24 protein-coding genes are annotated in these 26,095 nt (G+C 70.6%); 20 read left to right on the forward strand and 4 right to left on the reverse strand.

What is annotated here, in order from left to right; genetic code table 11:
• Positions 1-33: 33 nt before the first annotated feature.
• Together ACIG5E_RS16475 and ACIG5E_RS16480 are read right to left on the reverse strand one after the other, a co-directional pair.
• On the reverse strand, positions 34-1,794 hold the full coding sequence (locus ACIG5E_RS16475; RefSeq protein ID WP_396534100.1) for a penicillin-binding transpeptidase domain-containing protein: 1,761 nt from the start codon (positions 1,792-1,794) through the stop codon (positions 34-36).
• Positions 1,795-1,993: 199 nt separating this feature from the next.
• On the reverse strand, positions 1,994-3,790 hold the full coding sequence (locus tag ACIG5E_RS16480; RefSeq protein ID WP_396534101.1) for a dolichyl-phosphate-mannose--protein mannosyltransferase: 1,797 nt from the start codon (positions 3,788-3,790) through the stop codon (positions 1,994-1,996).
• 106 nt (positions 3,791-3,896) lie between these two features.
• Between ACIG5E_RS16480 and rsmI the strand changes: the two genes are divergently transcribed.
• The 7 genes from rsmI (at position 3,897) to ACIG5E_RS16515 (ending at position 11,922) form a co-directional block, all read left to right on the forward strand.
• Positions 3,897-4,766 (forward strand): 16S rRNA (cytidine(1402)-2'-O)-methyltransferase, encoded by an 870-nt coding sequence (rsmI, locus tag ACIG5E_RS16485; RefSeq protein WP_396534102.1) that lies wholly within the window; start codon positions 3,897-3,899, stop codon positions 4,764-4,766.
• A gap of 235 nt (positions 4,767-5,001) precedes the next feature.
• Positions 5,002-5,430: a hypothetical protein gene (locus ACIG5E_RS16490; protein WP_396534103.1), complete on the forward strand. Its 429-nt coding sequence runs from the start codon at positions 5,002-5,004 to the stop codon at positions 5,428-5,430.
• A gap of 121 nt (positions 5,431-5,551) precedes the next feature.
• Positions 5,552-7,171, forward strand: a complete 1,620-nt coding sequence (gene metG / locus ACIG5E_RS16495; protein ID WP_396534104.1) for a methionine--tRNA ligase — start codon at positions 5,552-5,554, stop codon at positions 7,169-7,171.
• The gene (locus tag ACIG5E_RS16500) at positions 7,171-8,049 is read left to right on the forward strand and encodes a TatD family hydrolase (protein ID WP_396534105.1); all 879 of its coding nucleotides are present in this window, start codon (positions 7,171-7,173) and stop codon (positions 8,047-8,049) included. Before metG ends, ACIG5E_RS16500 begins: the two co-directional genes overlap by 1 nt.
• A 59-nt stretch (positions 8,050-8,108) precedes the next feature.
• Complete coding sequence (rsmA, locus tag ACIG5E_RS16505) at positions 8,109-8,987, forward strand: 16S rRNA (adenine(1518)-N(6)/adenine(1519)-N(6))-dimethyltransferase RsmA (protein WP_396534106.1); 879 nt, start codon at positions 8,109-8,111, stop codon at positions 8,985-8,987.
• Complete coding sequence (locus ACIG5E_RS16510; protein ID WP_396534107.1) at positions 8,984-9,898, forward strand: 4-(cytidine 5'-diphospho)-2-C-methyl-D-erythritol kinase; 915 nt, start codon at positions 8,984-8,986, stop codon at positions 9,896-9,898. Before rsmA ends, ACIG5E_RS16510 begins: the two co-directional genes overlap by 4 nt.
• Positions 9,899-10,101: 203 nt before the next feature.
• Positions 10,102-11,922, forward strand: a complete 1,821-nt coding sequence (locus tag ACIG5E_RS16515) for an ABC-F family ATP-binding cassette domain-containing protein (protein ID WP_396534108.1) — start codon at positions 10,102-10,104, stop codon at positions 11,920-11,922.
• Position 11,923: 1 nt separating this feature from the next.
• Here ACIG5E_RS16515 and ACIG5E_RS16520 read toward each other — a convergent pair whose 3' ends face one another.
• Positions 11,924-13,315 (reverse strand): FUSC family protein, encoded by a 1,392-nt coding sequence (locus ACIG5E_RS16520; protein ID WP_396534109.1) that lies wholly within the window; start codon positions 13,313-13,315, stop codon positions 11,924-11,926.
• Here ACIG5E_RS16520 and ACIG5E_RS16525 point away from each other — a divergent pair.
• The 12 genes from ACIG5E_RS16525 (at position 13,293) to ACIG5E_RS16580 (ending at position 24,784) form a co-directional block, all read left to right on the forward strand.
• Positions 13,293-13,781: a hypothetical protein gene (locus ACIG5E_RS16525; RefSeq protein WP_396534110.1), complete on the forward strand. Its 489-nt coding sequence runs from the start codon at positions 13,293-13,295 to the stop codon at positions 13,779-13,781. The two genes, ACIG5E_RS16520 and ACIG5E_RS16525, sit on opposite strands and share 23 nt — an antisense overlap.
• 334 nt (positions 13,782-14,115) lie before the next feature.
• Positions 14,116-14,697, forward strand: coding sequence for a hypothetical protein (locus ACIG5E_RS16530; protein WP_396534111.1), 582 nt, complete (start codon positions 14,116-14,118; stop codon positions 14,695-14,697).
• Positions 14,698-14,737: 40 nt separating this feature from the next.
• The gene (locus ACIG5E_RS16535) at positions 14,738-16,381 is read left to right on the forward strand and encodes a WXG100 family type VII secretion target (RefSeq protein ID WP_396534112.1); all 1,644 of its coding nucleotides are present in this window, start codon (positions 14,738-14,740) and stop codon (positions 16,379-16,381) included.
• A 98-nt stretch (positions 16,382-16,479) separates the two neighbouring features.
• Positions 16,480-17,856, forward strand: coding sequence for a S8 family serine peptidase (locus tag ACIG5E_RS16540; RefSeq protein ID WP_396534113.1), 1,377 nt, complete (start codon positions 16,480-16,482; stop codon positions 17,854-17,856).
• Positions 17,857-17,993: 137 nt separating this feature from the next.
• Complete coding sequence (locus tag ACIG5E_RS16545; RefSeq protein ID WP_396534114.1) at positions 17,994-18,908, forward strand: Scr1 family TA system antitoxin-like transcriptional regulator; 915 nt, start codon at positions 17,994-17,996, stop codon at positions 18,906-18,908.
• A complete protein-coding gene (locus ACIG5E_RS16550) occupies positions 18,892-19,026 on the forward strand; it encodes a DUF397 domain-containing protein (RefSeq protein ID WP_396534115.1) in 135 nt (44 codons plus the stop codon). The genes ACIG5E_RS16545 and ACIG5E_RS16550 overlap by 17 nt, the downstream gene beginning before the upstream one ends.
• A 447-nt stretch (positions 19,027-19,473) precedes the next feature.
• Positions 19,474-19,869, forward strand: a complete 396-nt coding sequence (locus tag ACIG5E_RS16555; RefSeq protein WP_396534116.1) for a hypothetical protein — start codon at positions 19,474-19,476, stop codon at positions 19,867-19,869.
• Complete coding sequence (locus ACIG5E_RS16560) at positions 19,862-20,434, forward strand: hypothetical protein (RefSeq protein ID WP_396534117.1); 573 nt, start codon at positions 19,862-19,864, stop codon at positions 20,432-20,434. The genes ACIG5E_RS16555 and ACIG5E_RS16560 overlap by 8 nt, the downstream gene beginning before the upstream one ends.
• Before the next feature lie 4 nt (positions 20,435-20,438).
• Positions 20,439-22,304 (forward strand): putative T7SS-secreted protein, encoded by a 1,866-nt coding sequence (locus ACIG5E_RS16565; protein ID WP_396534118.1) that lies wholly within the window; start codon positions 20,439-20,441, stop codon positions 22,302-22,304.
• Positions 22,305-22,362: 58 nt separating this feature from the next.
• Positions 22,363-22,944 (forward strand): type VII secretion system-associated protein, encoded by a 582-nt coding sequence (locus ACIG5E_RS16570; protein WP_396534119.1) that lies wholly within the window; start codon positions 22,363-22,365, stop codon positions 22,942-22,944.
• Positions 22,941-23,252 (forward strand): hypothetical protein, encoded by a 312-nt coding sequence (locus ACIG5E_RS16575; RefSeq protein ID WP_396534120.1) that lies wholly within the window; start codon positions 22,941-22,943, stop codon positions 23,250-23,252. Before ACIG5E_RS16570 ends, ACIG5E_RS16575 begins: the two co-directional genes overlap by 4 nt.
• Positions 23,253-23,449: 197 nt before the next feature.
• Positions 23,450-24,784, forward strand: a complete 1,335-nt coding sequence (locus ACIG5E_RS16580; RefSeq protein WP_396534121.1) for an MFS transporter — start codon at positions 23,450-23,452, stop codon at positions 24,782-24,784.
• Between the two features lie 21 nt (positions 24,785-24,805).
• Here the strand turns inward: ACIG5E_RS16580 and ACIG5E_RS16585 are convergent, their stop codons facing one another.
• Positions 24,806-25,402 carry a flavodoxin family protein gene (locus ACIG5E_RS16585; RefSeq protein ID WP_396534122.1) on the reverse strand — a complete coding sequence of 199 codons (597 nt, stop codon included), beginning with the start codon at positions 25,400-25,402 and terminating at the stop codon, positions 24,806-24,808.
• Positions 25,403-25,580: 178 nt separating this feature from the next.
• Between ACIG5E_RS16585 and ACIG5E_RS16590 the strand changes: the two genes are divergently transcribed.
• Positions 25,581-26,003, forward strand: a complete 423-nt coding sequence (locus ACIG5E_RS16590) for a winged helix-turn-helix transcriptional regulator (protein ID WP_396534123.1) — start codon at positions 25,581-25,583, stop codon at positions 26,001-26,003.
• Positions 26,004-26,095 lie beyond the last annotated feature (92 nt).

Here is a 26,095-nt window from a genome sequence, read left to right on the forward strand (position 1 = left end):
AGGACGGCAGAGCGGGCTCCGTACGTTCCGGGACTAGTGGCCGACGGACTTGAGCAGCGAGGCGACCGCCGGGCCGGCCGCGTCCACGCCATGGCCGCCGCCCTGGACCTCGGCGGCGACCGCGAGGTTGCCGCGGAAGGCGGTGAACCAGCTGTTGGTGGTGGACGCGCCCTGGACCTCGGCGGAGCCGGTCTTGGCGCCCGCGTTGTCGGTGATCCCGGCCATCACCTGGCTGGCCGTGCCGCCGACGGCGGTGGCGTTCATCATCGCGCGCAGCTTGGCGGCGACGTCGGGCGAGATCTGCCGGGCCGCCTGCTGCTGCGGCAGGCCGGCGACCAGGATCGGCTGCTTGAACGAGCCGCTCTGGACGGTCGCCGTGATCGAGGCGATGGCCAGCGGGTTCATCTGGACCTTGCCCTGGCCGATGTAGTTCATGGCCTGCTCGTCCTTGCTGCCCGGGGTCGCCGGGATCTTGCCGTCGGCGTTCGGCAGGCCGGTCTTCCACTCCAGGCCGATGCCGTAGACGTCCTTGGCGGTGCCGGAGAGCGTCTCGGGCTTGAGGCTGGTCAGGCCCTGGTTGATGAAGGCGGTGTTGCAGGACACCATGAAGTCCTGCTGGAGCGTGTTGTTCGGGAAGGCGCCCGGGAAGTCGTTCGGGATCGCCACCGCGTTGCTGCTCTTCTCCGGGCAGGCCACCGGGCTGTCAGGGTTGAGCCCGGCCTCCAGCAGGGCCGTCGAGGTGACGATCTTCATCGTCGAGCCGGGGGCGAGCAGGCCGGTGAAGGCCCGGTTCTGGCCGGTGGCCGGCGCGTTGGCGAAGGCCAGCACCTGGCCGGTGCTCGGCTCGATCGCGACGATGGAGCCCTGCTTGCCGCCCAGGTCGGTCATCGCCTTCTCGGCGGCGGCCTGGAGGGTGTTGTCGATGGTCACCTTGAACGGCTTGCCGGGCTTCGGCTCGACGATGGTGAACAGCTTGTCCGCGGCGGTCTTGCCGGCCGGGTCGGTGATCACCACCGCGCTGCCCGCGTCCTGGTCCTTGTTCGGGTCCGGCGGCAGCAGCTTGCGGGCGTTGTCCTGCAGGCTGGCCATCAGCGCCGGGGTGAGCGAGGCGCCCTGCAGCACCTTGCCGTTGCGGTCCACCACGGTGGACGGCGGGGAGAAGACCTGCTGGGTGGCGATCGTCTCGTTGCCGGACAGGTGCGGGTGGATCACCGAGGGCGTCCAGTGCACGGCCGGGGTGTTGTCGCTCATCTTCACGACGCTGAGGAAGCCGTTGTAGTCCCAGACCCGGCTGGTGCCCTCGAACTCGGCGCGGGCCTTGAAGCCCATCAGCACGCCGGTCGGCCCGGGGGTGGCGGACGGCGAGTCGCTCGCGCTGGGGGTGCCGGTGGCGGACGGGGTGGCGGAGGCGGCGCCGGTGGGCTTGGCCGGGGCGGGCGTGCCGGTGGCCGAGGCGAAGGCCTGCGGGGTGGCCGGGCCGGCCGGGGTGAGGGTCAGCGCGCTCGGCTTCACCTGGGTCTTGAAGGCCGTCAGCGCGGTGGTGGCGGTCGCGGGGTCGTCCGTCAGCGAGGCCGCCTTCGCGATGTCGCCGGAGGCCCAGGCCGCCAGGAAGTCCTTCGCACCGTTCGCCGCCTGGTCGGCCGAGGGCGGGTCGGCGACCACCGTGCGGGCCTTCTTGTCGCCGGACGACCCGGAGTCCGAGCCGCCCATCAGGCTGTACGCCCCGTAACCGCCGCCCGCGAGGACGACGATGGACACGCCGGTGATGATGCCGATCTTCGCGCCACTGCGCATGGTGCAAATCCCCCAGGGGTATCGCGGCCGGGCGCAACCGGCGGCGCCGGAAACGCGGTACGTACCCCACCCTAGGCAGCGCTGATGAGGACGCCGACGAATCGACGGGGACTTGTGACGGATCTGGTACGTGTCGTGGACCGGGTAAGGACGTTCCGGGGGAACGGTGTGTCGACGGCCTCCGGGCCGGGCCGCCGGCTCAGATCCAGCTGTTGAACCACATCCGGCTGCGCCAGTCCTCCAGCGGGATGGTCTGCCCGGTGAACAGCGGGAAGAAGTACAGGAAGTTCCACATGATCAGCAGCACCAGCAGGCCGGCCGTCGCCGAGCCGATGATCCGGCGGTCCCGGGAGGCGCCGGCCGGCCCGATCAGCGCACCGATCAGCATCGTCACGGCGAGCACCAGGAACGGGACGAAGACCACCGCGTAGAAGAGGAAGATCGTCCGCTGCTGGTACAGGAACCACGGCAGGTACCCGGCGGCCAGGCCGCACAGCAGGGCGCCAGCCCGCCAGTCCCGCCGGAACGCCCAGCGCCACAGGCAGTAGACCAGCGCCAGCACCGCCGTCCACCACAGCAGCGGGGTACCGATGCCCAGCACCTCGCGGGCGCAGTCGGTGACGGTGCAGCCGTCCTGGCCGAACTTGGGGGACTCGTAGTAGAAGGACACCGGGCGGCCCAGCACCAGCCAGGACCACGGGTTGGACTGGTAGGTGTGCGGGTCGGTCAGGTGGGTGTGGAACTCGTAGACCGTCGAGTGGTAGTGCCACAGGGCGCGCAGGCCCTCCGGTATCCACGGGTAGTCGGTGGAGCGGCCGACTGCCCAGTCCCGGCCCCAGCCGCCCTGGCCGGGCGCGTTGCTGCTGGCGAACCAGCCCCACCAGGAGGCCAGGTAGACGGCCACCGAGACCACGACGATCGACACGAAGGCCGGCACCACGTCCCGGGCCAGCACCGCCAGATACGGGCGCGGGGCCCCCGCCAGCCGGCGGGCGCCGACGTCCCACAGCACGGTCAGCACGCCGAAGGCCGCCGCGACGTACAGCCCGCTCCACTTGGTGGCGCAGGTCAGGCCGACGCAGACGCCGGCCGCGATCCGGTACGGGCGCCAGCCCAGGTTGAGCCGCTGGGCCAGGCCCGGGTCCGCCACCCCGCCCAGGCGCGCCGCCAGCCGGGCCCGGGTGCGGTCCCGGTCCAGCAGCAGGAAGCCGAAGGCGGCGAGCATCCAGAACATCACCACGAGGTCGAGCAGCGCGGTCCGGCTGAGCACCAGGTGCAGGCCGTCCACCGAGAGCAGCAGGCCGGCCACGCAGCCCAGCAGGGTGGAGCGGAACATCCGGCGGGCGATCCGGGCCAGCATCAGCACCGACAGGGTGCCGAGCAGGGCCACCGCGAACCGCCAGCCGAAGGGGTTCATGCCGAACAGCTGCTCGCCCGCGCCGATGATCCACTTGCCGACCGGCGGGTGCACCACGTACGACGCCATCGGGCGGTACGGGACGGCCGCGCCCGGCGTCATGATCGTCGTGTTGGCGTCCTCCGGCCAGTTGATCTCGTAGCCGCCGTGCCAGAGCGCGTAGGCGTCCTTGGCGTAGTACGTCTCGTCGAAGATGATCGCGTGCGGCCGGCCGAGGTCGGTGAACCGCAGCAGCCCGGCGAACACCGCCACCGCGATCGGGCCCAGCCAGCCGGACCAGCGGCACAGGAAGTACCAGAGGCCCTGCGGCAGCGAGATCCCCAGGCGCAGCAGCAGCGGGGACTGCGGGACGTCGGGCCTCGTCACCCCGGGGCCGTCCGGCATCGGCGGGACCAGGCGCTCGGTGAGCGTGCCGGTCGGGCGGGCCCGGTAGCCGTGCCCGGCCAGGCGCTCCCGCCAGCCCACGGGGGACCCGGGGGACCCGGGGGACCCGGGGGTGCGGGGGGACGGCAGGCCGGCACCGCTCTGCGCGGAGTGGTCCGTACCAGTGGGCGCCTGCGCCGCCGTGTCGCCGTTCATCCGCCACATCGTAGGGGCGCTCCTCGTACGCGTGAGCGGTCCCTCGGAAGCTGCCCGAATCGTCACCAAAAGCCCCGGCGGCCCGGTGGGTGAAAGGATGGGGCCCGTGACAGGAGTACTCGTTCTCGCAGGCACCCCCATCGGCGACGTCTCGGACGCCCCGCCCCGGCTGCTCGCCGAGCTGGCCACGGCGGACGTGATCGCGGCCGAGGACACCCGGCGGTTGCGCCGGCTCACCCAGGCGCTCGGGGTGACCCCGGCCGGGCGGGTCGTCTCCTACTTCGAGGGCAACGAGGCCGGCCGCACCCCCGAACTGGTCGAGGCGCTGCTCGGCGGCGCCCGGGTGCTGCTGGTCACCGACGCCGGGATGCCCTCGGTCTCCGACCCCGGCTACCGGCTGGTGGCGGCGGCCGTGGCGGCGGACGTCAAGGTCACCGCCGTGCCCGGGCCGTCCGCGGTGCTCACCGCGCTGGCGCTGTCCGGCCTGCCGGTCGACCGCTTCACCTTCGAGGGCTTCCTGCCGCGCAAGACCGGCGACCGGGCCCGGCAGCTGGCCTCGGTCGCCGCCGAGCCGCGCACCATGGTCTTCTTCGAGGCGCCGCACCGGATCGCCGAGGCGCTCGCCGCGATGGCCGAGGCCTTCGGGCCGGAGCGGCCGGCCGCGGTGTGCCGCGAGCTCACCAAGACCTACGAGGAGGTCAAGCGCGGGCCGATCGGCGAGCTGGCGGCCTGGGCGGCGGAGGGCGTCAAGGGCGAGATCACCGTCGTGGTCGCGGGTGCCCCGCCGGCCGCGCCCCAGGAGCTGACCCCGGCCGAGCTGGCCCGGCTGGTGGCCGTCCGGGAGGAGGCCGGGGAGCGGCGCAAGGAGGCCATCGCGGCGGTCGCGGTCGAACTCTCCGTGCCCAAGCGGGAGGTCTTCGACGCGGTGGTGGCGGCCAAGAAGGAGGCTTCGGAAGGGGCCTTGAAAAAGGGGTGAATTCCGGGGGTTGCGAGGCGGGCGGGGAGTCGTACCTTGGAGAGAAGGCCCCGGTAAACGCCCGCTGAGCTGAAGTTTCGGTCGTGGTGGACGGGCTCCGGGAGGCCCTTCGTATAGGACTTCCCAACCTGCCTCCAAGCTTTTACAAGAAGGGCGTCGGCCGGGGCGGTCCGGGCATTTCCTGGAATGGAAAGACCCAGCCGGGCGAGCGCCCGACGGGCAGTGGGAGACGGCTATGAGCGAGATGATCGGTAGCCCCCGCAGTAGTGGCAACGCGCTGAACGTCCCCGGCCTGGCGGGGCGGGCGCACACTCCCGTCGAGACCGTGCGGGAGGCCTACTCCTTCGCCTGCCTGCGATGCGGGTACGGCTGGGAGCAGGCGTACGACATCGAGCACCACCTGGCCAAGGACGGCCACATCGTGTTCGAGTACCACGCCAACGGTGTCCGGGTGCCGTCCCCTCTGCTCAAGCCGACCTGCCCGGGATGCGGTGGCCACACCGTCCGGATCATGCGCGAGGGCCGGGTGGCCGTCGCCGACCAGCCCTGGCAGCACGCTCCGGGCTACCCGGCGCACGCCGAGCCGGCCGGGGCGCCCGCGGTGCCCGCGCCCGTGAAGCCGCGCGGACGCTGGGCCCGGTTCTGGTCGCGGCTGCTGGGCTGACCGCCGGTCCGGGGAGCGCACCCCGGGGCCGCCCGCCGCGAGCAGTGCGGCGGGCGGCCCCGCCGCACCCGGCCGTAATGCGGTCGAGGGGTGCGTTCGGGCCCGACTAAGCTTTCCGACCATGGCGGCCACTGCAGACCACAGCACCACCGGGGCGAGCGCCCCGGCGTACTACGTTTCCACTCCGATCTACTACGTCAACGACCGTCCCCACCTGGGCCACGCGTACACCACCGTGGCGGGCGACGTCCTCACCCGCTGGCACCGCCAGCGCGGCGAGAAGGTGTGGTACCTGACCGGCACCGACGAGCACGGTCAGAAGATCATGCGGACCGCCGAGGCCAACGGCGTCAGCCCGCAGGAGTGGTGCGACAAGCTGGTCGAGGAGGCCTGGAAGCCGCTCTGGCAGCACCTGGAGATCGCCAACGACGACTTCATCCGCACCACCGAGGAGCGGCACACCGCCCGGGTGCAGGAGTTCGTCCAGGACCTGTACGACAAGGGCGAGATCTACAAGGGCGGCTACTCCGGCCCGTACTGCGTCGGCTGTGAGGAGTTCAAGCTCCCCTCCGAGCTGCTCGACGGCGCCGACGCGGACGAGAAGCTCTGTGCCGTGCACAAGCGGCCGGTCGAGTGGCTGGAGGAGGAGAACTACTTCTTCCGGCTCTCCGCCTACGCCGAGCGGCTGCTGGAGTTCTACGCGGCCAACCCCGACTTCATCCAGCCGGCCTCGGCCCGCAACGAGGTGCTGCGCTTCGTCGAGCAGGACCTCAAGGACCTCTCGATCTCCCGCTCCACCTTCAACTGGGGCGTCCCGCTGCCCTGGGACGAGAAGCACGTCCTCTACGTCTGGGTGGACGCGCTGCAGAACTACATCACCGCGGCCGGCTACGGCAGCGACCCGGAGCGCTTCGCCGAGCTGTGGCCGGCCTCCGTCCACCTGGTCGGCAAGGACATCCTGCGCTTCCACGCGGTGATCTGGCCGGCCATGCTGATGGCCGCGGGCCTGCCGCTGCCCAAGCGGGTCGTCGCCAACGGCTGGCTGATGGTCGGCGGCGAGAAGATGTCCAAGTCCAACCTGACCGGCATCGCTCCCACCGACCTCACCACGCACTTCGGCGTGGACGCGTACCGCTACTACTTCCTGCGGGCGATCCCGTTCGGCACGGACGGCTCGTTCTCCTGGGAGGACTTCACCGCCCGGTACACCTCCGAGCTCGCCAACGACTTCGGCAACCTGGCCTCCCGGGTCGCCGCGATGGTCGGCAAGTACTTCGGCGGGGCGCTGCCGGCCGCCACCGCGCACGGTGCCGCCGAGCAGGTCGTCGCGGACGGGCTGCGCACGGCCGTCGAGGTCGCCGACCGGAAGATCGGCGAGGAGCTGGACTTCGCCGGCGGCCTCGCGGCGATCTTCGAGTTCGTCAAGCAGGTCAACGGCTACCTCACCGAGCAGGAGCCGTGGAAGGTCGCCAAGGACGAGTCGGCCGAGGGGCAGGCCCGCCTGGCCACCATCCTCTACACCGCCGCCGAGGCGCTGCGCGGCACCGCGGTGCTGCTCAACCCGGTGATGCCGTCCACCGCCGAGAAGCTGTGGGCCTCGCTGGGCGCCGCCGAGGGCCTCGGCGCGCTCGCCGCGCAGACCGTCGCCACCGCCGGTGACTGGGGCCGGCTGCCCGCCGGTGCCACCGTCACCAAGGGCGAGATCCTGTTCCCGCGCCTCGAAGAGAAGCCGGCCTCCTGATGCCCGCCAAGGACGACGACCGGTCGACCCCGCCGCCGCCGCCGGAACCCCTGGCCGTGGCGGTGGCCGACTCGCACACCCACCTCGACATGCAGGCCGGCACCCCGGCCGAGGGGCTCGCCCGGGCCGCCTCGGTCGGGGTCACCACCGTGGTCCAGGTGGGCTGCGACGTGCCCGGCTCGCGCTGGGCCGCCGAACTGGCGGCCCGGTACGAGCAGGTGCACGCGGCCGTCGCCCTGCACCCCAACGAGGCGCCGCGGATCTTCCTCGGCGACCCGGACGGGTGGTCCGGGCAGCAGCGCCCCGCGGGCGGCCGGGCGGCGCTGGAGGAGGCGCTCGCCGAGATAGACGCGCTGGCCGCCCTGCCCCAGGTGCTCGCCGTGGGCGAGACCGGCCTCGACTACTTCCGCACCGGGCCGGAGGGCGTGGAGATCCAGAAGGAGTCGTTCCGCCGTCACATCGAGATGGCCAAGCGGCACGGCAAGGCGCTGGTCATCCACGACCGCGACGCCCACGAGGACGTCATCGCCGTCCTGCTGGCGGAGGGCGCCCCGGAGCGGACGGTCTTCCACTGCTACTCGGGCGACCCCGAGATGGCCAAGGTCTGCGCCGAGCACGGCTGGTACCTCTCCTTCGCCGGCCCGGTCACCTTCAAGGCCAACCAGCCGCTGCGCGACGCCCTGCTGGCCACCCCGCTCGACCGGATCCTGGTCGAGACCGACGCCCCCTTCCTCACCCCGCACCCCTACCGCGGCCGCCCGAACGCCCCGTACCTCATCCCGGTCACGGTCCGCTCGATGGCCGCCACCCTGGGGCTGCACGAGGACGAGCTGTCGACGGCCATCGCGGAGAACACCGCCCGGGCCTTCGGGTACTGAGACGCGCCCCCGGGATCGGTGCGTCCGGGCGCCGGCCCGTACGCCCGTATCCTTGGCGCGTGAGCACCACCGACCCCACCCCTGACAGCCACCTGCTGGGCGCCGCCGACATCCGGGAGCTGGCGGCCGCGTTCGGCGTGAAGCCGACCAAGCAGCGCGGGCAGAACTTCGTCATCGACGGCAACACCGTGCGGCGGATCGTCCGGGCCGCCGAGGTGACGGAGCAGGACGCGGTGGTGGAGGTCGGGCCCGGGCTCGGCTCGCTGACGCTGGCGCTGCTGGAGGTGGCGCGGCACGTCACGGCGGTCGAGATCGACCCGGTGCTCGCCCAGCACCTGCCGGACACCGTCGCGGCCCGGATGCCCGGCAAGGCGGACTGCTTCGACCTGGTGTTCAGCGACGCCATGGAGGTCACCGAGCTGCCCGGCCCGGCGCCCACCGCGCTGGTCGCCAACCTGCCGTACAACGTGGCCGTGCCCGTCCTGCTGCACATGCTGGCGACCTTCCCCAGCATCGAGCGGACCCTGGTGATGGTGCAGAGCGAGGTCGCCGACCGGCTCGCCGCCAAGCCCGGCAACAAGGTGTACGGCGTCCCGTCGGTCAAGGCCAACTGGTACGCCGAGGTGAAGCGGGCCGGCGCGATCGGGCGCAACGTGTTCTGGCCCGCCCCCAACGTGGACTCCGGGCTGGTCTCGCTGATCCGCCGCGAGCCGCCGAAGACCACCGCCAGCCGCACCGAGGTGTTCGCGGTGGTCGACGCCGCGTTCGCCCAGCGCCGCAAGACCCTGCGCGCCGCGCTGGCCGGCTGGGCCGGCTCCGCCGCCGGGGCCGAGCAGGCGCTCGCGGCCGCCGGCATCGACCACAAGCTGCGCGGCGAGATGCTGACGGTGGAGCAGTTCGCCGCGATCGCCGAGCACAAGCCCAAGGACGCCGTGTGATCACCGTACGAGTGCCGGCCAAGGTCAACGTCCAGCTCGGGGTCGGCGGACTGCGCGCCGACGGGTTCCACGACCTGGCCAACGTCTTCTTCGCGGTCGCGCTGGGCGACGAGGTCACCGCGACCCAGGGCGAGGGCGTGACGCTGTCCTGCTCCGGGCCCGACGCCGGCGCCGTCCCGCTCGACGACGGCAACCTCGCCGCCCGCGCCGCCCGGCTGCTCGCCGCCCACCACGGGATCGCCGACCCGGGCGTGCACCTGCACATCGCCAAGGCCATCCCGGTGGCCGGCGGCATGGCCGGCGGCAGCGCCGACTGCGCCGCCGCGCTGGTCGCCTGCGACGCGTTCTGGAAGCTCGACACGCCCTTCGAGACGCTGCTGGAGCTGGCCGCCGAACTGGGCTCCGACGTGCCGTTCGCCCTGCTCGGCGGCGTCGCGCTGGGCCGCGGCCGGGGCGAGATCCTGGAGCCGCTCGCCGTCTCCGGCACCTTCCACTGGGTCTTCGCGGTCGCCGACGGCGGGCTGTCCACCCCCGCCGTCTTCCGCGAGTGCGACCGGCTGCGCGAGGAGGCCGGCACCGGCTCCAGCGACACCGACGTCCGCACCCCAGACGCCGACCCGGCCCTGCTCGCCGCCCTCGCCGACGGCGACGCCGTCGCCCTGGCCGCCGCGCTCGTCAACGACCTCCAGCCCGCGGCGCTCTCGCTGCGCCCCGCGCTGGCCGCCACCCTGCGGGCCGGCACCGAGGCCGGCGCGCTCGGCGCCCTGGTCTCCGGCTCCGGGCCGACCTGCGCCTTCCTGGCCAAGGACGCCGAGGCGGCCACCGCCGTCGCCGCGGCCCTGCTGGCCTCCGGCACCTGCCGGGCCGCGCACGCCACGTACGGGCCGGTGCCGGGGGCCTCGGCGGTGTGAGCTTCGGTGGTCCCGGGGTAGGGCGGTCCGAGGTCGGGGCGGTCCGAGGTCGGGGCGGTCCCTAGGTCGGGGCGGTCCGAGCTTCGGCGTTCGGGTTACGGCCAGCCCATTAGGCTGGGGTGATCGGGGATTCCCCGAGAGGGGGCGTCCGACCGCTGAGGGCGGGCCGCCCCGCGACCGCCGAACCCAGGAGCGCAGCACACGTGGCCGTCAACCTCGCCACCATCGAGTCCGTCACGAAGGTCTACGGCACCCGCACCCTGCTGGACGCGGTGAGCCTGGGCGTGAGCGAGGGCGACCGGATCGGCGTCGTCGGCCGCAACGGCGACGGCAAGACCACCCTGATCCGGATGCTCGCCAAGCTGGAGGAGCCCGACGGCGGCCGGATCACCTGGAGCGGCGGCCTCGAACCGGCCGTCCTCACCCAGCACGACTCGCTCGACCCGAAGGCGACCATCCGCCACGAGGTCATCGCCGACCGCGCCGACCACGAGTGGCTCGGCGACGCCCGGATCCGCGACATCATCGAAGGCCTCTTCGGCGGCCTCGACCTGCCCGGTTTCGCCGACGGTCTGGACACCGTCATCGGCCCGCTCTCCGGTGGCGAGCGCCGCCGGATCGCCCTCGCCAAGCTGCTGCTCGGCGCCCCGGAGCTGATCATCCTCGACGAGCCCACCAACCACCTCGACGTCGAGGGCATCAACTGGCTCGCCCAGCACCTGCAGAAGCGCCGCTCCGCGCTGGTCTGCGTCACCCACGACCGCTGGTTCCTCGACCAGGTCTGCACCCGGATGTGGGACGTCCAGCACGGCGAGGTGCACGAGTACGAGGGCGGCTACTCCGACTACGTCTTCGCCCGCGCCGAGCGCTCCCGGATCGAGGCCGTCGAGGAGCAGAAGCGCCAGAACCTGGCCCGCAAGGAGCTCGCCTGGCTGCGTCGCGGCGCCCCCGCCCGCACCTCCAAGCCGCGCTACCGGATCGAGGCGGCCAACGCCCTGATCGCGGACGTGCCGGATCCGCGGGACAAGAGCGAGCTGATGAAGTTCGCCAACGCCCGGCTCGGCAGGACCGTCTTCGACCTGGAGAACGTCACCGTCAAGGCCGGCCCCAAGCTGCTGCTGGAGAACCTCACCTGGCAGCTCGGCCCCGGCGACCGGATCGGCCTGCTCGGCGTCAACGGCGCCGGCAAGACCTCGCTGCTGCGCGCCATGCGGGACGCGTACGCCTCCGAGGGCGACGTGCAGCCGACCTCCGGCGTGATCAAGGTCGGCAAGACCGTGCGGCTGGCCTACCTGTCGCAGGAGGTCGCCGAACTGGACCCGGAGATCCGGGTGCTGCAGGCCGTCGAGCAGGTGCGCTCGCGGGTCGACCTCGGCAAGGGCCGGGAGATGAGCGCCGGGCAGCTGTGCGAGCAGTTCGGCTTCGGCAAGGACAAGCAGTGGACGCCGGTCGGCGACCTGTCCGGCGGCGAGCGGCGGCGGCTCCAGCTGCTGCGGCTGCTGATGGACGAGCCCAACGTGCTGTTCCTCGACGAGCCGACCAACGACCTGGACATCGAGACCCTCAACCAGCTGGAGGACCTGCTCGACGGCTGGCCCGGCTCGATGGTCGTCATCAGCCACGACCGGTTCTTCATCGAGCGGACCACGGACGTCGTCCACGCGCTGCTCGGCGACAAGAAGATGCGGATGCTGCCGGGTGGCGTGGACGAGTACCTGGAGCGGCGGGCCCGGATGGCCGCCGCCGCGGCCTCTGCTGCCGCATCTGCCGTCGCTGCTCCGGCTGTTGAGGCCGCCGCCGCAGGGCTGTCCGGCGGGGACCTGCGCGCCGCCAAGAAAGAGATGCAGAAGATCGAGCGGCAGATCGCCAAGCTGGACGAGAAGGAGTCCAAGCTGCACGCCCAACTCGCCGAGCACGCCGCCGACTTCTCCAAGGTCGCCGAACTGGACGGGCAGCTGCGCGCCGTCCGGGACGAGAAGGAGGAGCTGGAGATGAGCTGGCTGGAGCTGGCCGAGCAGGTCTGAACTACGGCCTCCTGAGCAGCACTTCGAGTTCGTCCGCCGCACGGCCCAGCGCACTGAGCGCCGGGTCGTGCGGCGCACTCGGCCGGGCCGCCGGCCTGGTCGGCGGCCGGTGCTCGCGGGCCGCGGCGGTCAGTTCGTCCAGCGCCCGGCGGACCCGCTCCGTCTCGGCCGGGTCCGGCACCCGGCCGCCGTACCGGACCTGCGCGGCGAACGCCGCCACCGCGCCGCCGAGCCGCTCCAGCGCGGCCGTGGCCGGCAGCCACTGCTCGGCCAGCCGCCCGGTCGGCGGCGGCTCGGCCAAGCCCTGCCGCACCTCGTGCCGGGCGTCCGCCAACGACCGGTAGGCCGTACGGCGCAGCCACACCTCGCCCGTCCTCCGGTGGTCGGTCACCGCGTCCAGGTAGGCGCGCAGCGCGGTCGTCGCGGTGACCAGCCGGGGCTCGATCCGGTGGCGCGGACGCTCCGGCCACAACAGGTAGCCGAAGAGCAGCACCACCGCGCTCGCCAGCACGCTGTCCAGCACCCGGGGCCAGAACTCGGCCGCGCTGCTCTGCCCGCCCAACTGGAGCAGGACCAGCGCCATCGGCGTCATCACCACGGTGTTCAGCCCGTAGTGCGCCGCCGTGGCGTACGGCAGCAGGGCGACGCAGAGCGCCGCCATCGCGGTCAGCGCCCACTCCTCGGTGGTCAGCGACAGCAGCGCCGCCGTCACCACCACGCCGAGCACCGTGCCGACCGCGCGGCTCACCGCGCGCAGGAACACCGAACCGAGATCCGGCTTCAACACGAAGGCGATCGTCATCGGCACCCAGTAGCTCTTGTTCAGCGGGAAGTTGGCCGTCACCACCGAACCCGCCGCGATGCACAACGCGACCCGCAGGCCGTACCGGACCGACGGCCCGGACAACAGCCCGGCCCGCAGCCGCCACGGATCCGGCGGGGGCGCCGGAGCGGTGCCGATCCGCGCGTCGCGGCCCGCCACGGCCTCGGCGGCGGCCCGCAACGCCACGTCCAGCGCCTGCCGGGCCGGGGTGTCCGGCCGCCAGTCCGGCACCACCACCTCGCCACCGCCCTGCCGCACCGCCTCCGCCAGCAGCCCCGGCACCGCGGCCACCTCCGGCGGGACGGGCCGCCAGGCCCACAGCAGTCCGGTCGCCGCCTCCGTCGCGGCCAGGGCCGCCTCGTACATCCGGCGCAGGCCGGTCCGTTCCACTCGACGGCGGTTCGGGAGCAGGTCCTGCAGCTGGTTCAGCCGGGCCGTCAACACCCGGCGTGAGTCAGCACCCCGCGCGGTGCCCAGATCGGCGAGCGTACGGCCGAGCGCCTCGTACACGGCGGCCAACGCCCGGTTGCGCGGATCGTGGTGCGTGGTGGCCGGCAGACCCAACAACACGACGAACGCGGCACCCACCAGCATCATCGGCGCCGCCGCCCACCACGGCCCCGGCAACGGCATCCCACTGCCCAACGCGGCCGACACCAACAGCAGCATCCCCGCCGCCGACCCGCGCGGACCGGTCGCACTCAGCGCACCCGACACGAACGCCGTCAGCGTCAGCCCCACACCGAGCACGGCCGCACCCACGTGCGCGTGCTGCAACGCCGTACCGACCAGCATCCCGAACGCCGAAGCCACCACTGCGGACCCGATCCGGCCCGCCCGCAACAGCGCCGGCTCGACCCGGTCGTTCATCGTCGCGTGCATCGCCCCCAGCCCGGCGAACACCCCCAGATCCAGCCGGTGCGCCGACAACCCCGCCGCCAGCGGCACCACCATCCCGACCGCCGCCCGCACCATCAACACCACCGGCACCGGCGGCCGCGCCGGCCGCACGGCACGGGCCCACCAGGGGGTCTGAACCTGTTCGGGGGAAGGCATGTCGTCACGTCCGTTCTGCGGCCTCGGGTCGCTGCTGTGCGACATTGCGCGGCAGATGGGGCGTACCGGGTCAGTCTACCCAGCGGCCGGACGGCGGCTGTACGTGTCAAGTTCGTACCGATCGAGCCCGGGCGGGCCAAGGTCCCTGCCGGTCCGACAGGGGCGATGGCTACCATGACGGAGGCGGCAGACCGTCCCCAGGGCGGGCGGTCGAACCGACCACGACGGTAAGACGCAGAAGTTGACGGAGTGTTGCGGACGGAAGGGCCCGGGAGTCGCCGGGCGCCGGCCGTACGGGGGAGAGGTGGATTGCTGTGGGAGAGCCGACGACTACATCAGGCGCGGGGACGGGCGCGGGGACAACCCCGCCGGCCACGCCGGACGCAACGCCGTTCATGCTGGACGGACCGACGATCCCGCTGCCCTGGGGGCACGGCTTTAACATCGCCCCCGTCGTCAGCGCAGCGCAGACGAACGTCAGCGCCAGTGACCTGGTGGCGGCCTTCGGCAAGCAGGACGTCAAGGTCGAGATCGACACCCTTACCGTGTTCGCGAAGAAGATCGAGGCTCTGCTCGCAGCGATGGAGGGTTCGGAGGCAGCGCCGTACAAGCTCGAAGCACAGACCTTGACTCAGCAGAGCTTCGTCAGTGGCAGTACCCCTGGTAGCTTCCCGGAAGCGGTCTCCCTGTCCAGCACCTACGGCAAGGTTCACTCCCAGCTCGTCAAGCTGCACAAGGACTTCGTGTCGCAGATCAGTGCCATGCAGAAGGCGGTCACGACCACGGAAGGCAACTACCGGACCAACGAAGACAGTGCGACTGCCGCCCAGAACGCGGTCGCGCGCAGCGCTGGTGTTGCCGGGACGAACGGAGCTGCCGGCAAGTACGACTTCTGATGGCGGGCGGAGACGGTTCACGGGGAACGGGGAGGAAGTAGTGGCAGGCGAAACGAACTTTGAAGGTCTGGACCATTCCGTCCTTCATGGCATGGTCAACGGCACCAGCCCCCAGACGGTGCTTAGTCGCGGCACCCAGCTGCAGGCGGCTGGACGTGTTCTGACAGAACTCAGCGCAGCGCTCAAGTCGCATCTCAGTAACGTCAACTGGGAAGGTCAGGCTGCAGAGAACTTCAAGACGTGGGCCGGGAATCTGCAGCAGTCCGCGGAGAAGTTGGGTGCCTACTCCACCGGCGCGGGCAACGCCATGCACCAAGCAGGCGAAGCACTCAGCACTGCAAAGGTCGCCATGCCAGAGGTACCGACGACTGACATAGACACGGTCAGCAGGCACGCGGGTCAGACGGTTGACCAGGCGGCCTACACGACGGCCAGCTTCATGCCCGAGGGGGCAACCCCCGCGAACCTCGATTCGATCATGCAGAAGCGTAAGCCGGGCTGGGTTACCCAAGCCGAGTTCCAGGCCGCGTCGCAGCGGGCCTACCAGGCGCACCAGGAAGCCGTCCATCAGATGGAGAACCTGGCGCAGGCATATGCGGCGGCTACGACGACGCTGAACGGGCTCGGCGACAACGTGGTGCTTCCGGGGACGCCTGATACGAACCAGAACAATTCCACGGCGATTTCCCGCGGCGGGGATAGCGGCGGTGCCTACGGCGGTTCCCAGCGTGCTTCGCGAACGAGCGGCGGCAGCACCGGCGGGAGCTACAGCCCGTCCGCTGGAGACTACGGCGGCGCCACCATGAGGCCCCGCGATCCGTCAACGAGCTGGCAGGACCCGTCCAACCCGACCCACCCCGGACCGGTCCCCCCGTACGACCACGGCCAGCTGCCTCCGCCGCCGCAGGACCCGGGCACGCCCACTCCGCCGTCCCACCCGTCGGACCCGGTCACCCGCCCGGGTACCGGTCTGGACAGTCTCCCGACCCTGCCGGACCAGACCGCCCCGGTCGGCCCCGGTAGCGGCCCCGTGCTGCCGAGCGGCCCGGGCGGAACGCCCGCCTACCCGGGCGGGCCCGGTGGCCCCGGAAGCGTGCCCGGCCTGCCGGGCGGCGGGCCCATCGGCGGCTTCCCCGGCGGGACCAGCGGTGGCTCCGTCCCGACCAAGGGCATCGGCAGCATCCCCGGCAAGAGCGGCGGCTCGGTTCCCCTCCGCACCGGCCCGTTCAGCGGCGGCTCGATTCCCGGCAAGGCCGGCACCCCGGGCCTGCCCAGTGGAACGGTTATCGGCCGGGAGGGCGCCGCGAGCGGCGGCCGGGTCAGCGGATCGTCGATGGGCAGCGGAATGGGCATGCACCCCGGCATGGGTGGCGGCCAAGGTGTCGGCGGCTCGCGTGGTCGGGGCCTGACCTCCACCGCCGGTGGAACGGTCGGCGGCCGCAAGGGCCCTGCCGCAGGTGGGGAGTTCACCCCGGGCGGTACGGGCCTGCGCAACCGTGCGGTTGCCGCCGAAGCCGCCGAAGGCGGTTCCCGGTCCGGGCAGAACGGCATGATGGCCCCGGGCGCGGGCGGCCACGGCGGCAAGAAGGACCGCGACCGCCGAAACCGCGCGGACTACCTCCACGAGGACGAGGAGACCTGGACCAGCGGTACGCCGCACAGCAACCCGGACGTGGTTGAGTAAGACGGCAATGTCTGCCCGGCCACTGGCTCGCCCAGTGGCCGGGCAGACCTGTTCGGGCATGCTTCCCTGGTCGCGGGGGAGGACGAGGAGGAGTTGTGATGGGGCGGACAAACGTGCGAATGCGTTGGCGGGCTGCAATTGCGGCACTTCTGGCGGCGGGAGTCGTAGTCGGCCCGATTGCAGCGTCGGCGGCTGCGGACGGGTCGATTCGAGAGAAGCAGTGGCACCTGGACGCCATGCATGCGTCGGAGATGTGGAAAGTGTCCAAGGGGCAGGGGATCACTGTTGCGGTGATCGATGGTGGATTCAAGCTGGATCATCCAGACCTGGTGGGGCAGTTCCTGCCGGGCAAAGACTTCAGTGGCAGCTCTGGTGGCGTGGGGTCCTATGGCGACGGACACGGTACGGAAATGGCGAGCCTGATTGCCGGGACCGGCGAGAGTGTCGGAGGGACGGGAGCTTACGGCCTGGCGCCTGGCGCCAAGATCCTTCCACTCAAGATCAATAATGGTTCAGTTTCTGGGGCTTCTCCAACCGACTTTCTTGACCAGATCGGCCAGGCGGTGAATTATGCGGTCGATCACGGTGCAAAGGTCATCAATATCTCGCAAGGTATGGATGCGGCCAGATTCGCATCGGATGATGTGGTAAAGCTGAGTGGTGTCCTCGCGCAGGCGAGGGTCAAGGGGGCGCTGGTCGTGGCAAGCGTCGGGAACCAGGCGCAGTCGGGAAACCCCGTCTCCTACCCGGGAGGTTTGCCAAACGTTGTAGGCGTCGGAGCGCTCGATCAGGACGCTGTAGTGACATCGGAATCCGAGCAGGGGCCGCAGGTGATCCTTACTGCGCCGGGCATGGACATCGTCGCGGCCTGTGCTGCTGATACTGGATATTGCAAGAGCCACGGCACATCCGATGCGGCTGCTCTGGTTTCTGCTTCGGCTGCGTTGGTGTGGTCGGTGCACAAGGAATGGACTGCGAATCAGGTCTTGCGAGTTCTCATCAATACGGCGGGGAAGCCGCATGACGGGACTGTTCGTAATGATCTCGGCGGCTACGGCTCCGTGCGCCCCCGGGTTGCGTTGACGGACCCGGGGGACCCTGGCCCGGCGGATGTGTCTCCTGTTCCGGCGGCAAATCCAGTGCCGACGGCGAGTCCGTCTGCGCCTGCAAGTTCGTCCGCTCCCGCTTCGTCGGCGCCGAGCCCTATTGGAATCCCCAGCGACGTGGCGGTAGGCGCGCCGTCTGCGCAGCCGAAGGCTGAGGCGTCGTCCGGGTCGAGCAGCGCACTGCCGATCGTTGGTGGAGTGGTGGCCGGTCTGTTGGTGGTGGCTGGGCTGGTGTTCGCCGTGGTGAGGCGGCGGAAGGTGGCCGTGCCGCCGGTGATTCCACAGCAGCCGATGAGCGCGGGGACCCCGCCGCTTCCACCGTCGTATGAGCCGCCAGCGCCGCCGGAGGACAACCCGTACGCGCGGTAGTCGGAAGTCGGTTGGCTGCCCGGCCGCAGGTGTGTGCCTGGCGGTCGGGCAGTCGCGTTCTGGTCTGAACCGCTTCGGCTGAGGCGAAGCGGTTCAGCGTGAGTCGGTGCGCGGATGGTTACGCCTCGGGTGGATTCGTGACCGCGTCGGCGGCCCGGTCGTCGCGGGGCGGCGTCCTGAGGGCCGTGAGGACGCCAAGGGCGACGGTGGCGATCGCGAAGGGCGATGAGGACCGCGAACGCGGTGCCGATCAGGAAGTTGGCGGTTCCGGGTCTCATCGGTGGGCCCCGAGGTGGGCGGAGAGGAAGAAGAGGAAGCTCTTCCGCCTGGCTGCGGGTGAGGGGGAAGGCGAGGTGGTCGCCGGGCGCGGCGTAGATGCCGAAGTCGACGGCGAGCCGCAGTTGGAGAGCCGCGTCGGGAACGGACTCGGCAGTGAGGTAGTGGACGGTGGTTCGCTCGGTCACGGTTCGCACGGGTCACCTCGCTCGGCGTCGAGGAGGAGGTTGAGAAGGTTGAGCAGAGTTGTGACCAGGGTGGTGTTGAAGCGGACGAGGACTCGCCCGTCGAGGGCCGTGTCGCAACGCCAACAGCTCGTCCGCTCGGGCAAGACGCCTCTCCGGGCCTTCATCCATGAGGCCGCACTGCGGATGCAGTTCGGCGGCCCCAAGGTGCTTGTCGATCAGCTCGATCCCCTCATCGAAGACGCGGAGCAGGCCAGCATCTCCGTCCGACTGATCCGTTTCGCCGTCGATACGTTCCCTGGCGCCTCCGAGAACCTCACCTTCGCTGAGGGGCCCGTCCCTGAGCTGGGCACCGTCCAGCTGGACGTTGCCCATGGCGGACTGTTCTTCGACGCCCCGGCAAACCTGGCCAAGCATCGGGCCGTCTTCGCCCGGATGGACTCCATGGCGCTGTCCGAGGATGCGTCGCGAGACCTGATCTGGTCCGTCAAGAAGGAAGTTGAGGACAGGTATGCCTGCGCCCAAGTGGCAGAAGTCGAGTGGCGCGACAAACGAGTGCGTCGAGGTGCGGACGGTGGATGGCGTCGTTGAATTGCGCGAGTCCGATGACGGCGACATAGTCATGCGCACTACTCCCGCCAAGTTCGCGATGTTCATCCGGGGCATCAAGGCAGGTGAATTCGACTACCGCGGCGAACTCAACGCGTGATCGCACCTCGAAGGTTTTTCGCGGAAGCGAGGGAGCGTCCGCCAACCGGCCGCCCCGAGCCGTACTCCTGCAGGTAAGTGCCTCCAAGCGCAGCGCGGCGCTGACTAGGGGCGCAGCAAGTGGGCGGCGACTCAGCGGCGGCTGTCCGGCCCTTCCAGACTTCCGATCGACAACGGCCCCTCCGCTTGCCGCGTCGAGAACGACAGAGCGTCCCCTGTGAACCTTGGTACATGAACCTCTCTCCGGCAGAGGGTCAGCACGCTACCTACGCGGCATACGGGCACGGACCGGAACAGCGAGAGCGGCCGGCGGGCGAAGCCGAACCGGGTGAGGGAGGCGGGGCGGCCCGAGGAGCCCGCCTGGGCCGGTGACGCTCCGTTCGAACGCATTTGCGCTAAGGTGCCAAGTGGGCGTAAATGGGGGGTAACGGTGGGTAACGCGGGCCTGGTGCACCAGGTGCGGATGCTGCGGGCTGGGGTCGGGGATCCGTCGGTGATGCTGGCGCAGTTTCGATTGAGCGCGGTGTTGGTGCCGTTGTGGGGCGACGAGGCGGTGTGGACGGGGGACGAGGGGGGTCTGCGGTGGATCTTCGCGTTCTCGTCCGAGGAGGAGTTGGCGGCGTTCGTGCGGTCGAAGGGGCTGTCGTTGGACGGGTTTCCGTACATGACGGTGCTGGGGAGCCGGTTGCTGGATGTCGCGGTGCCGGGTCTGGGTGTGCCCGGGGGGATCGCGCTGGATGTGGTGGGGAAGGAGCCGATGCTCTTTCCTCCGGTGCGGGGGATCGTGCCGGACGAGGTGGCTCTGGACGGGCCAGGAAGCATGGGGGGTTTGGGCGTTGGGTGAGGGCTATCAGGCGGATCCGGAGGCGTTGAAGCTGGTGGCGGACGGCCTCAACGGAGTGATCGCCGAGTTGAAGTCGATCGGCATAGCCGGGATCGCGGAGGGCGGGCGCGGCTTCACCGAGCTGGAACTGGGCGGGATGGACGCCGGTGACTTCGAACTGTCCACGTCGTTCGGGGAGTTCTGCGAGCGCTGGAGCTGGGCGGTCAGGTCGCTGGTGGTGAAGGGCTCGAACATGGCAAGCAAGATCGGTCTGGCGGCCGGCACCTACCACGAGCAGGAGCAGTACGCGAGCGGGCTGACGAAGGACGTCGTGGCCGGCATCATCGGCAATCCCCACCTGACCGAGGAACAGGTCGAACACGAGTCGTGGTCGCAGGTGTGGGCCGACAACCCGATCAACGACGTCATGCACCCCGACTACTCCGGCAAGTCCTTCGACAAGGCCGAAGGCGACATCAAGCAGCAGTGGCAGAAGGCGGCCCAGGACGCGGTCCAGAAACCCGGCATGGTCAACATGACGCTGACCGCGACGGTCGGCCCCGTCCCGCCGGCCCCGGAGAAGTGACGGCATGGGATTTCTCGGAGACGCCCTGGACTTCGTCGACGATGCCGTCGACAGCGGGACGAAGTTCGTCGCCAAGGGCCTGCGCAAGGGCGGGCACCTGGCCGGGGAGGCACTCGACGCAGCCGGTCTGCACGGCGCCGGACAGACCGTCAGCGGTTGGGGCGACGACATCGCCGACGACGCCGGCGTCAAGGTCGCCGAACGCAACCTCGACCAGAGCGACGACCCGAAGGAACTGCTGCACGGCGACGCCAAGAAGCTGAACGAGGTCGCCGGCCATCTGCAGAAGTTCCACGACGCGTTCGACAAGGCCGGCCAGGGCCTGACCCGCCTGGACACCGACCACTGGACCGGAGAGGCCGCCGAGAAGTTCCGCGGGGAGTTCGACCCCCAGCCCAAGCAGTGGCTGGCGGCGGCGGACGCCTTCGCGAAGGCCGGCACCGCTCTGACCGCCTACGCCCACACCGTCAGCTGGGCGCAGGACCAGGCGAAGGAGGCCGTCAGGATCTGGAAGGAGGCGCAGAAGAAGACGGACGCCGCCGCCAAGACCTACATGAACGACGCGATGACGTACGACCTGCGGCTCAAGGCGTACAACGCGACGCCGGCCGACCAGCGCCAGGGCGACCCGCCGGCCAAGCCCGGCGAGTTCACGCCTCCCGCGGACGCGGTAGCCCAGTTCAAGGAGGCCGAGGACAAGCTGAGCGCCGCCCGCACCCAGCGGGACTCAGCCGCCCGAACGGCACTCGCGACGGTCAAGGCGCTCGTGGAGTCCGCCCCGGCGATGCCGAGCCAGACGGAGATCCTCAAGGCCGACCTGATGGACACCGCCACGTCCGTCCCGCAGCTCGCCGTCCACTTCGGCGGCGGCGTCATCAAGAGCGCCGTCGACCTGAACAAGCTCCTGCGCAGCGTGAACCCGATCGACCCCTACAACGCCACGCACCCCGCGGAGTACGCAACCGGCCTCTCCGGCCTCCTGGCCGGCCTGTCCAGCACCGCCAACAACCCGACCGAGGCAGTCAAGGGTCTCGTCGGCAGCGGCTGGGGCTCCGACCCCGCCGAGGCCGGCGGCAAACTCTTCGGCAACCTGTTGCTCGTCCCCGAAACCGGAGGCAGCGGCGTCGCCGCCACCGCCGCCGAACGCGGAGCCACTGCTGTAGCCGAAGACGCGGCCAAGAACACCGCCAAGGAAGCCGCTGAAAACGCTGCGAAGGAGGCTGCCGAGAAGGCGGCCAAGGAAGCGGCCGAGAAGGCAGCGAAGGAGGCTGCCGAGAAGGCGGCTAAGGACGCGGCCGAGAAGGCCGACTGGGAAAAGGAGTTGGCAGATCTCCCGCCGGAGGCGCGGAAGCTCCGGGAGCTTGAGGGTCAGAGCGTCGCCGAATGGCCGAACGATCCCTTGAAATCGGCGGCCAATAAGGATGTCGATCTTTCCGACATGCAGTATGCCCCGAAATGGCGAACGACACATGAGGATCTCTATCGCTTCGACAACAGGAGCCCTAGCGAAATATTCACCCCCGATGGGGGATTCCATCCGCGGGACGAGAACTACAACAATCTCTACGGCTACGCGGACAGTAACAGGCATTCCATCTTTGTCGGGACGACTCGCGACCCGGTGAACGACATCGGGGCGAGCAAACCTTGGCGCTATGACATCGATGCCGAGGGCGGCGTTGATGTCAACGCGTCCCTCCGCAAGAACAGTCCTTATCCAGAAGAGGTGGAAGTAGCCTTTCCGGGCGGGGTCAACCTCGAGAACATCAAGGGCGCCTGGCAAATGAAGGACGGCGAACCGGTCCAGTACGTAGAGAACCCGTACTACAGACCCGAGGCGGGTAGAAACCCGGGCAGTCACGCACCCTAGCGATCAGACCATTGCGATAATATGGCGCAAGAATCTCTGAAAAGGTAGGTGGCGGGTGATGGCTGGCGGCAAGGAACCAACCCTGACCAGTGCCATGCGTGTCGAGGCGCGGAAACGTCCGGGCCAGTGGCTCTACTCGGTAGACCCTGGATTCGACCCGAACGAGGACGTGCCCTCACAGGGAATCGTTGGGGCCTGGCAGATCGACCGCACCGGCGACGTGGCTGAATTTGTACATAATCCGAACTACAGGCCCTCGCCGATGGCGCTCGGATTGACCCGACCCACTAACGATCTGGAGAACAAGCTGCAACTGACGGCAACTGGATACTATAGCGAGAAGCGGTTCGCGGCGACACTCCTCGACGCGGAGCTGCTCGTCTATACCGGATCAACCTGGAAGGGGCCCGCCGCCGTACCCGGAGAAGACGGCAGAAACATCATTGACGGCTGCACATCACTCGAATATGTTCCACGGAACTGGCCAGGCGCCGTGCCGATGCCAGTGCGCCTGCTGGCCGAGGTCCCGGGCCCAATAGACTTGCGCATCAATCCCGGCAGTCGGGTAACCGTGACCATTCCCATGGAAAGCCTGCGGGAGATCATGGAATCCACGGTAAGCGATGGGAATGGAAATTGAATACCGCTGAAAGAATTCCCACGGAGGAGCAATATCATGACGCGCGGGCATTCGTCATCAAATGCCAGCGGCGTAATCATTCCGGGCTGGCATCATGCGCCGCCGATGTCGCTGCGGCGTTCGACGCGTGGTCTCAGCTCATGGACAAGAACCTGGCCCGAACCTGGGTGGCGATGAGCAACGGCGACCTCGAGCAAGCCGCGCAGTCATGGGCCATCGTGGTCGAGGGCATCTCGGTCTGGGTGAACCGCCCCGAGTTCCCGCCCTCCCTGTACGACGACGCGTACGCGTCGCGCTACGGGGGCTGAACTCGGCCTCCGACCTCGAAGAATCGCGGAGCCCGGCCGGCGGTGCGCTGGCTGGGCTCGGGAATGTCTTCACTGAGAACGCATGCCCAGGTCGTTGGTGGACCGGCGCGCTCCGGGGCGTGGGGGTTAGGGGTGTGCGCCGGGGTCACTCGGGTGGGGGCTGGTGGGGGGCCCGGCCCGTGGTGAGGGTGGGTGGTATGGATGCGGAGGGTGCTTGGCGGGTTGGGCAGTTGCGGCGGGCGGCGGCTGCGGCGTTGCTCGGGACGGCGATCGAGTTCTACGACTTCTTCCTGTACGGGACGGCGGCCGCGTTGGTGTTCGGGCCGGTGTTCTTTCCCGAACTGGGCACGGTGGGGGCGCTGTTGGCGGCGTTCTCGGTGTATGCGGTGGCGTTCCTGGCCCGGCCGTTGGGGGCGGTGGTGTTCGGGCACTTCGGGGACCGGGTGGGCCGGAAGGCGACGCTGGTGGTGTCGTTGCTGTTGATGGGGTTGGCGACGGCGGCCGTCGGGTTGTTGCCGGGGTTCGCGGTGTGGGGGTGGTGGTCGCCGGTGCTGCTGGTGGTGTTGCGGGTGTGCCAGGGCGTCGGGTTGGGCGGGGAGTGGGGTGGGGCGGCGCTGCTGATCGCGGAGAACGCGCCGGCCGGGCGGCGCGGGCGGTACGGGGGGTTCCTGCAGTTGGGGCCGTCGGCGGGGTTCGTGCTGGCGAACGGGGGGTTCCTGGCGCTCCAACTGGGGCTGGACGAGCGGTCGTTCCGGGAGTGGGGCTGGCGGGTGCCGTTCCTGGCCTCGCTGGCGCTGGTGGCGGTGGGGCTGTTCGTGCGGTTGCGGCTGGCGGAGTCGCCGCTGTTCCGGGCGGACGTGCGGCGGGACCGTCCGCCGGTGGTGGAGGTGTTGCGCGAGCACTGGCGGCCGGTGCTGGCGGGGGGTGGGGCGATCACGGTCGGGTACGCACTGTTCTACCTGACCACCACGTACGCGCTGGCGTACGCGACGTCCGGCCTCGGGGTGGCGAGCACGCTGGTGCTGGCGATGCTGCTGGTCGGGGCGGTGGGTGGCGCCGGGACGGTGTGGTTGAGCGCCTCGCACAGTGACCGGTGGGGCCGGCGGCGGACGTTGCGGTGGGCGGCGGGCCTGGCGACGGGGTGGTCGCTGGTGCTGTTCCCGCTGCTGGAGACGGTGCGCCGGCCGCTGATGTTCCTGGGGCTGGCCGGGGCGATGGTGGTGCTGGGCTGTCTGATGGGCCCGTTGGCGGCGTTCCTGCCGGAGCTGTTCCCGACCCGGGTGCGCTACACGGGTGCCGCGCTGACGTACAACCTGGGCGGGGTGGTCGGCGGGGCGACGACGCCGCTGGTGGCGACCAGGCTGACCGCGGTGTACGGGACGGCACAGCCGGTCGGCTGGTACCTGGCGGCCCTGGGCGTGCTGGCCCTGGGCTGTCTGTGGCTGCTGCCGGACACCACGGGTGCGGAGTTGGCGGCGGTGGACGGCGGACGCCGCCGGGCGCCCGTTCTGGGGGCGGACCCGGCGGCGTAGACGTACGTGTGGGCCGGGCGGTCAGCCGGCCAGGGCGGCGCGGCCGGCCAGCACGATCGCGGTGTGCCGGGCGACGCGCTCGCCCAGGTGCTCGGCGGTGGCGATGTCGGCCTTGTGGACGGCCTCGGCGCCGGCGTCGGACGGGGAGGAGGCGGCGGCGCCGCTGAAGAAGCCGAGGCGGTTGAGGTCGTTCTCGCTGGCGGTGGTGGCGTTCCAGCCCGGCTTGAGGCCGAGGTTGACCCAGTTCATGCCGTGCTGGGCGGCGAGAGTCTGGAAGTAGCTAAGGGTGCTGGCCTTGTCGCCGCTCTTGGAGGCGGAGTTGGTGAAGCCAGCCGCGACCTTGTCCTTCCAGGCGTCGGTGAACCAGCGCTTGCTGGTGGCCTCGGCGAAGACGTGGAAGGCGCCGGAGGCGGTGCCCATGTAGGTGGGGGAGCCGAAGACGATCGCGTCGGCGGCGTCCAGCTGGGCCCACTGCTCCTCGGTGATGGTGTCGACGGCGATCGAGACGACCTCGGCACCTGCGGCGGCGGCGCCGCGGGCGACGGCCTCGGCTATCACGGCGGTGTGGCCGTAGCCGGAGTGGTAGGCGAGGGCGACGGTCGGGCGGATGGCGGTCATGCGGGGCACTCCTGTGCGGGCGAGGAACGGGCGGAGGAAGGGCGGTGGAACGGGTCGAGGCCCGGGCGGGGGTACGGCCGGTCGAACGGTCTCCAATATAGACCAGGTCTCTACTGGAGACCAAGAGTGAATTCGAGACCAGGGATGGATCGGAGACCGCGGGACTACCCTGGACGGCATGACGACGGAGGAAACGGCCCTGACCGGGACCGGGGGGCAGGGGGAGCAGGAGCTCGACGTCTTCGCCCAGCTCTGCCCCAGCCGCGAGATGTTCGCCGAGCTCGCCGACAAGTGGTCGTTGCTGATCCTGATGAGCCTCTCCGCCTGCGGACCCCAGCGCTTCTCCGAACTCCAGCGCGGGATCGGCGGGGTCAGCCGCAAGATGCTCACTCAGTCGCTGCGCAACCTGGAGCGCAGCGGGCTGGTGCTCCGTACGGTCTTCCCGGAGACGCCGCCCCGGGTGGTCTACGACCTGCGCCCGCTCGGCCGGGAGCTGGCCGAGCTGGTCTCCCCGCTCGGCCACTGGACGGAGCGGCGCGCCCGGCAGATGCTCGCGGCCCGCGAGGAGTTCGACGCGGCGCGCGCCGAAGGGGGCCGGTAGCGGGCGGGCAGGTGGCGGCCGCGGGGCGGCTCGGAGCCGATTTCCCTTTCGGGTCGACGGCCGTGTAATGTCTTCCTTGTTCGACCGGCCCG

It is taken from the genome of Kitasatospora sp. NPDC053057 (assembly GCF_044546945.1).
Classification (GTDB): Bacteria; Actinomycetota; Actinomycetes; order Streptomycetales; family Streptomycetaceae; genus Kitasatospora.

What these genes read in the sequence shown, in the direction of transcription:
- ACIG5E_RS16475 (WP_396534100.1), bottom strand. Translation starts at nt 1,794, where the DNA reads ATGCGCAGTGGCGCGAAGATCGGCATCATCACCGGCGTGTCCATCGTC.
- ACIG5E_RS16480 (WP_396534101.1), bottom strand. Translation starts at nt 3,790, where the DNA reads ATGAACGGCGACACGGCGGCGCAGGCGCCCACTGGTACGGACCACTCC.
- ACIG5E_RS16490 (WP_396534103.1), top strand. Translation starts at nt 5,002, where the DNA reads ATGAGCGAGATGATCGGTAGCCCCCGCAGTAGTGGCAACGCGCTGAAC.
- metG (WP_396534104.1), top strand. Translation starts at nt 5,552, where the DNA reads ATGGCGGCCACTGCAGACCACAGCACCACCGGGGCGAGCGCCCCGGCG.
- ACIG5E_RS16500 (WP_396534105.1), top strand. Translation starts at nt 7,171, where the DNA reads ATGCCCGCCAAGGACGACGACCGGTCGACCCCGCCGCCGCCGCCGGAA.
- ACIG5E_RS16540 (WP_396534113.1), top strand. Translation starts at nt 16,480, where the DNA reads ATGGGGCGGACAAACGTGCGAATGCGTTGGCGGGCTGCAATTGCGGCA.
- ACIG5E_RS16565 (WP_396534118.1), top strand. Translation starts at nt 20,439, where the DNA reads ATGGGATTTCTCGGAGACGCCCTGGACTTCGTCGACGATGCCGTCGAC.
- ACIG5E_RS16570 (WP_396534119.1), top strand. Translation starts at nt 22,363, where the DNA reads ATGGCTGGCGGCAAGGAACCAACCCTGACCAGTGCCATGCGTGTCGAG.
- ACIG5E_RS16580 (WP_396534121.1), top strand. Translation starts at nt 23,450, where the DNA reads ATGGATGCGGAGGGTGCTTGGCGGGTTGGGCAGTTGCGGCGGGCGGCG.
- ACIG5E_RS16585 (WP_396534122.1), bottom strand. Translation starts at nt 25,402, where the DNA reads ATGACCGCCATCCGCCCGACCGTCGCCCTCGCCTACCACTCCGGCTAC.
- ACIG5E_RS16590 (WP_396534123.1), top strand. Translation starts at nt 25,581, where the DNA reads ATGACGACGGAGGAAACGGCCCTGACCGGGACCGGGGGGCAGGGGGAG.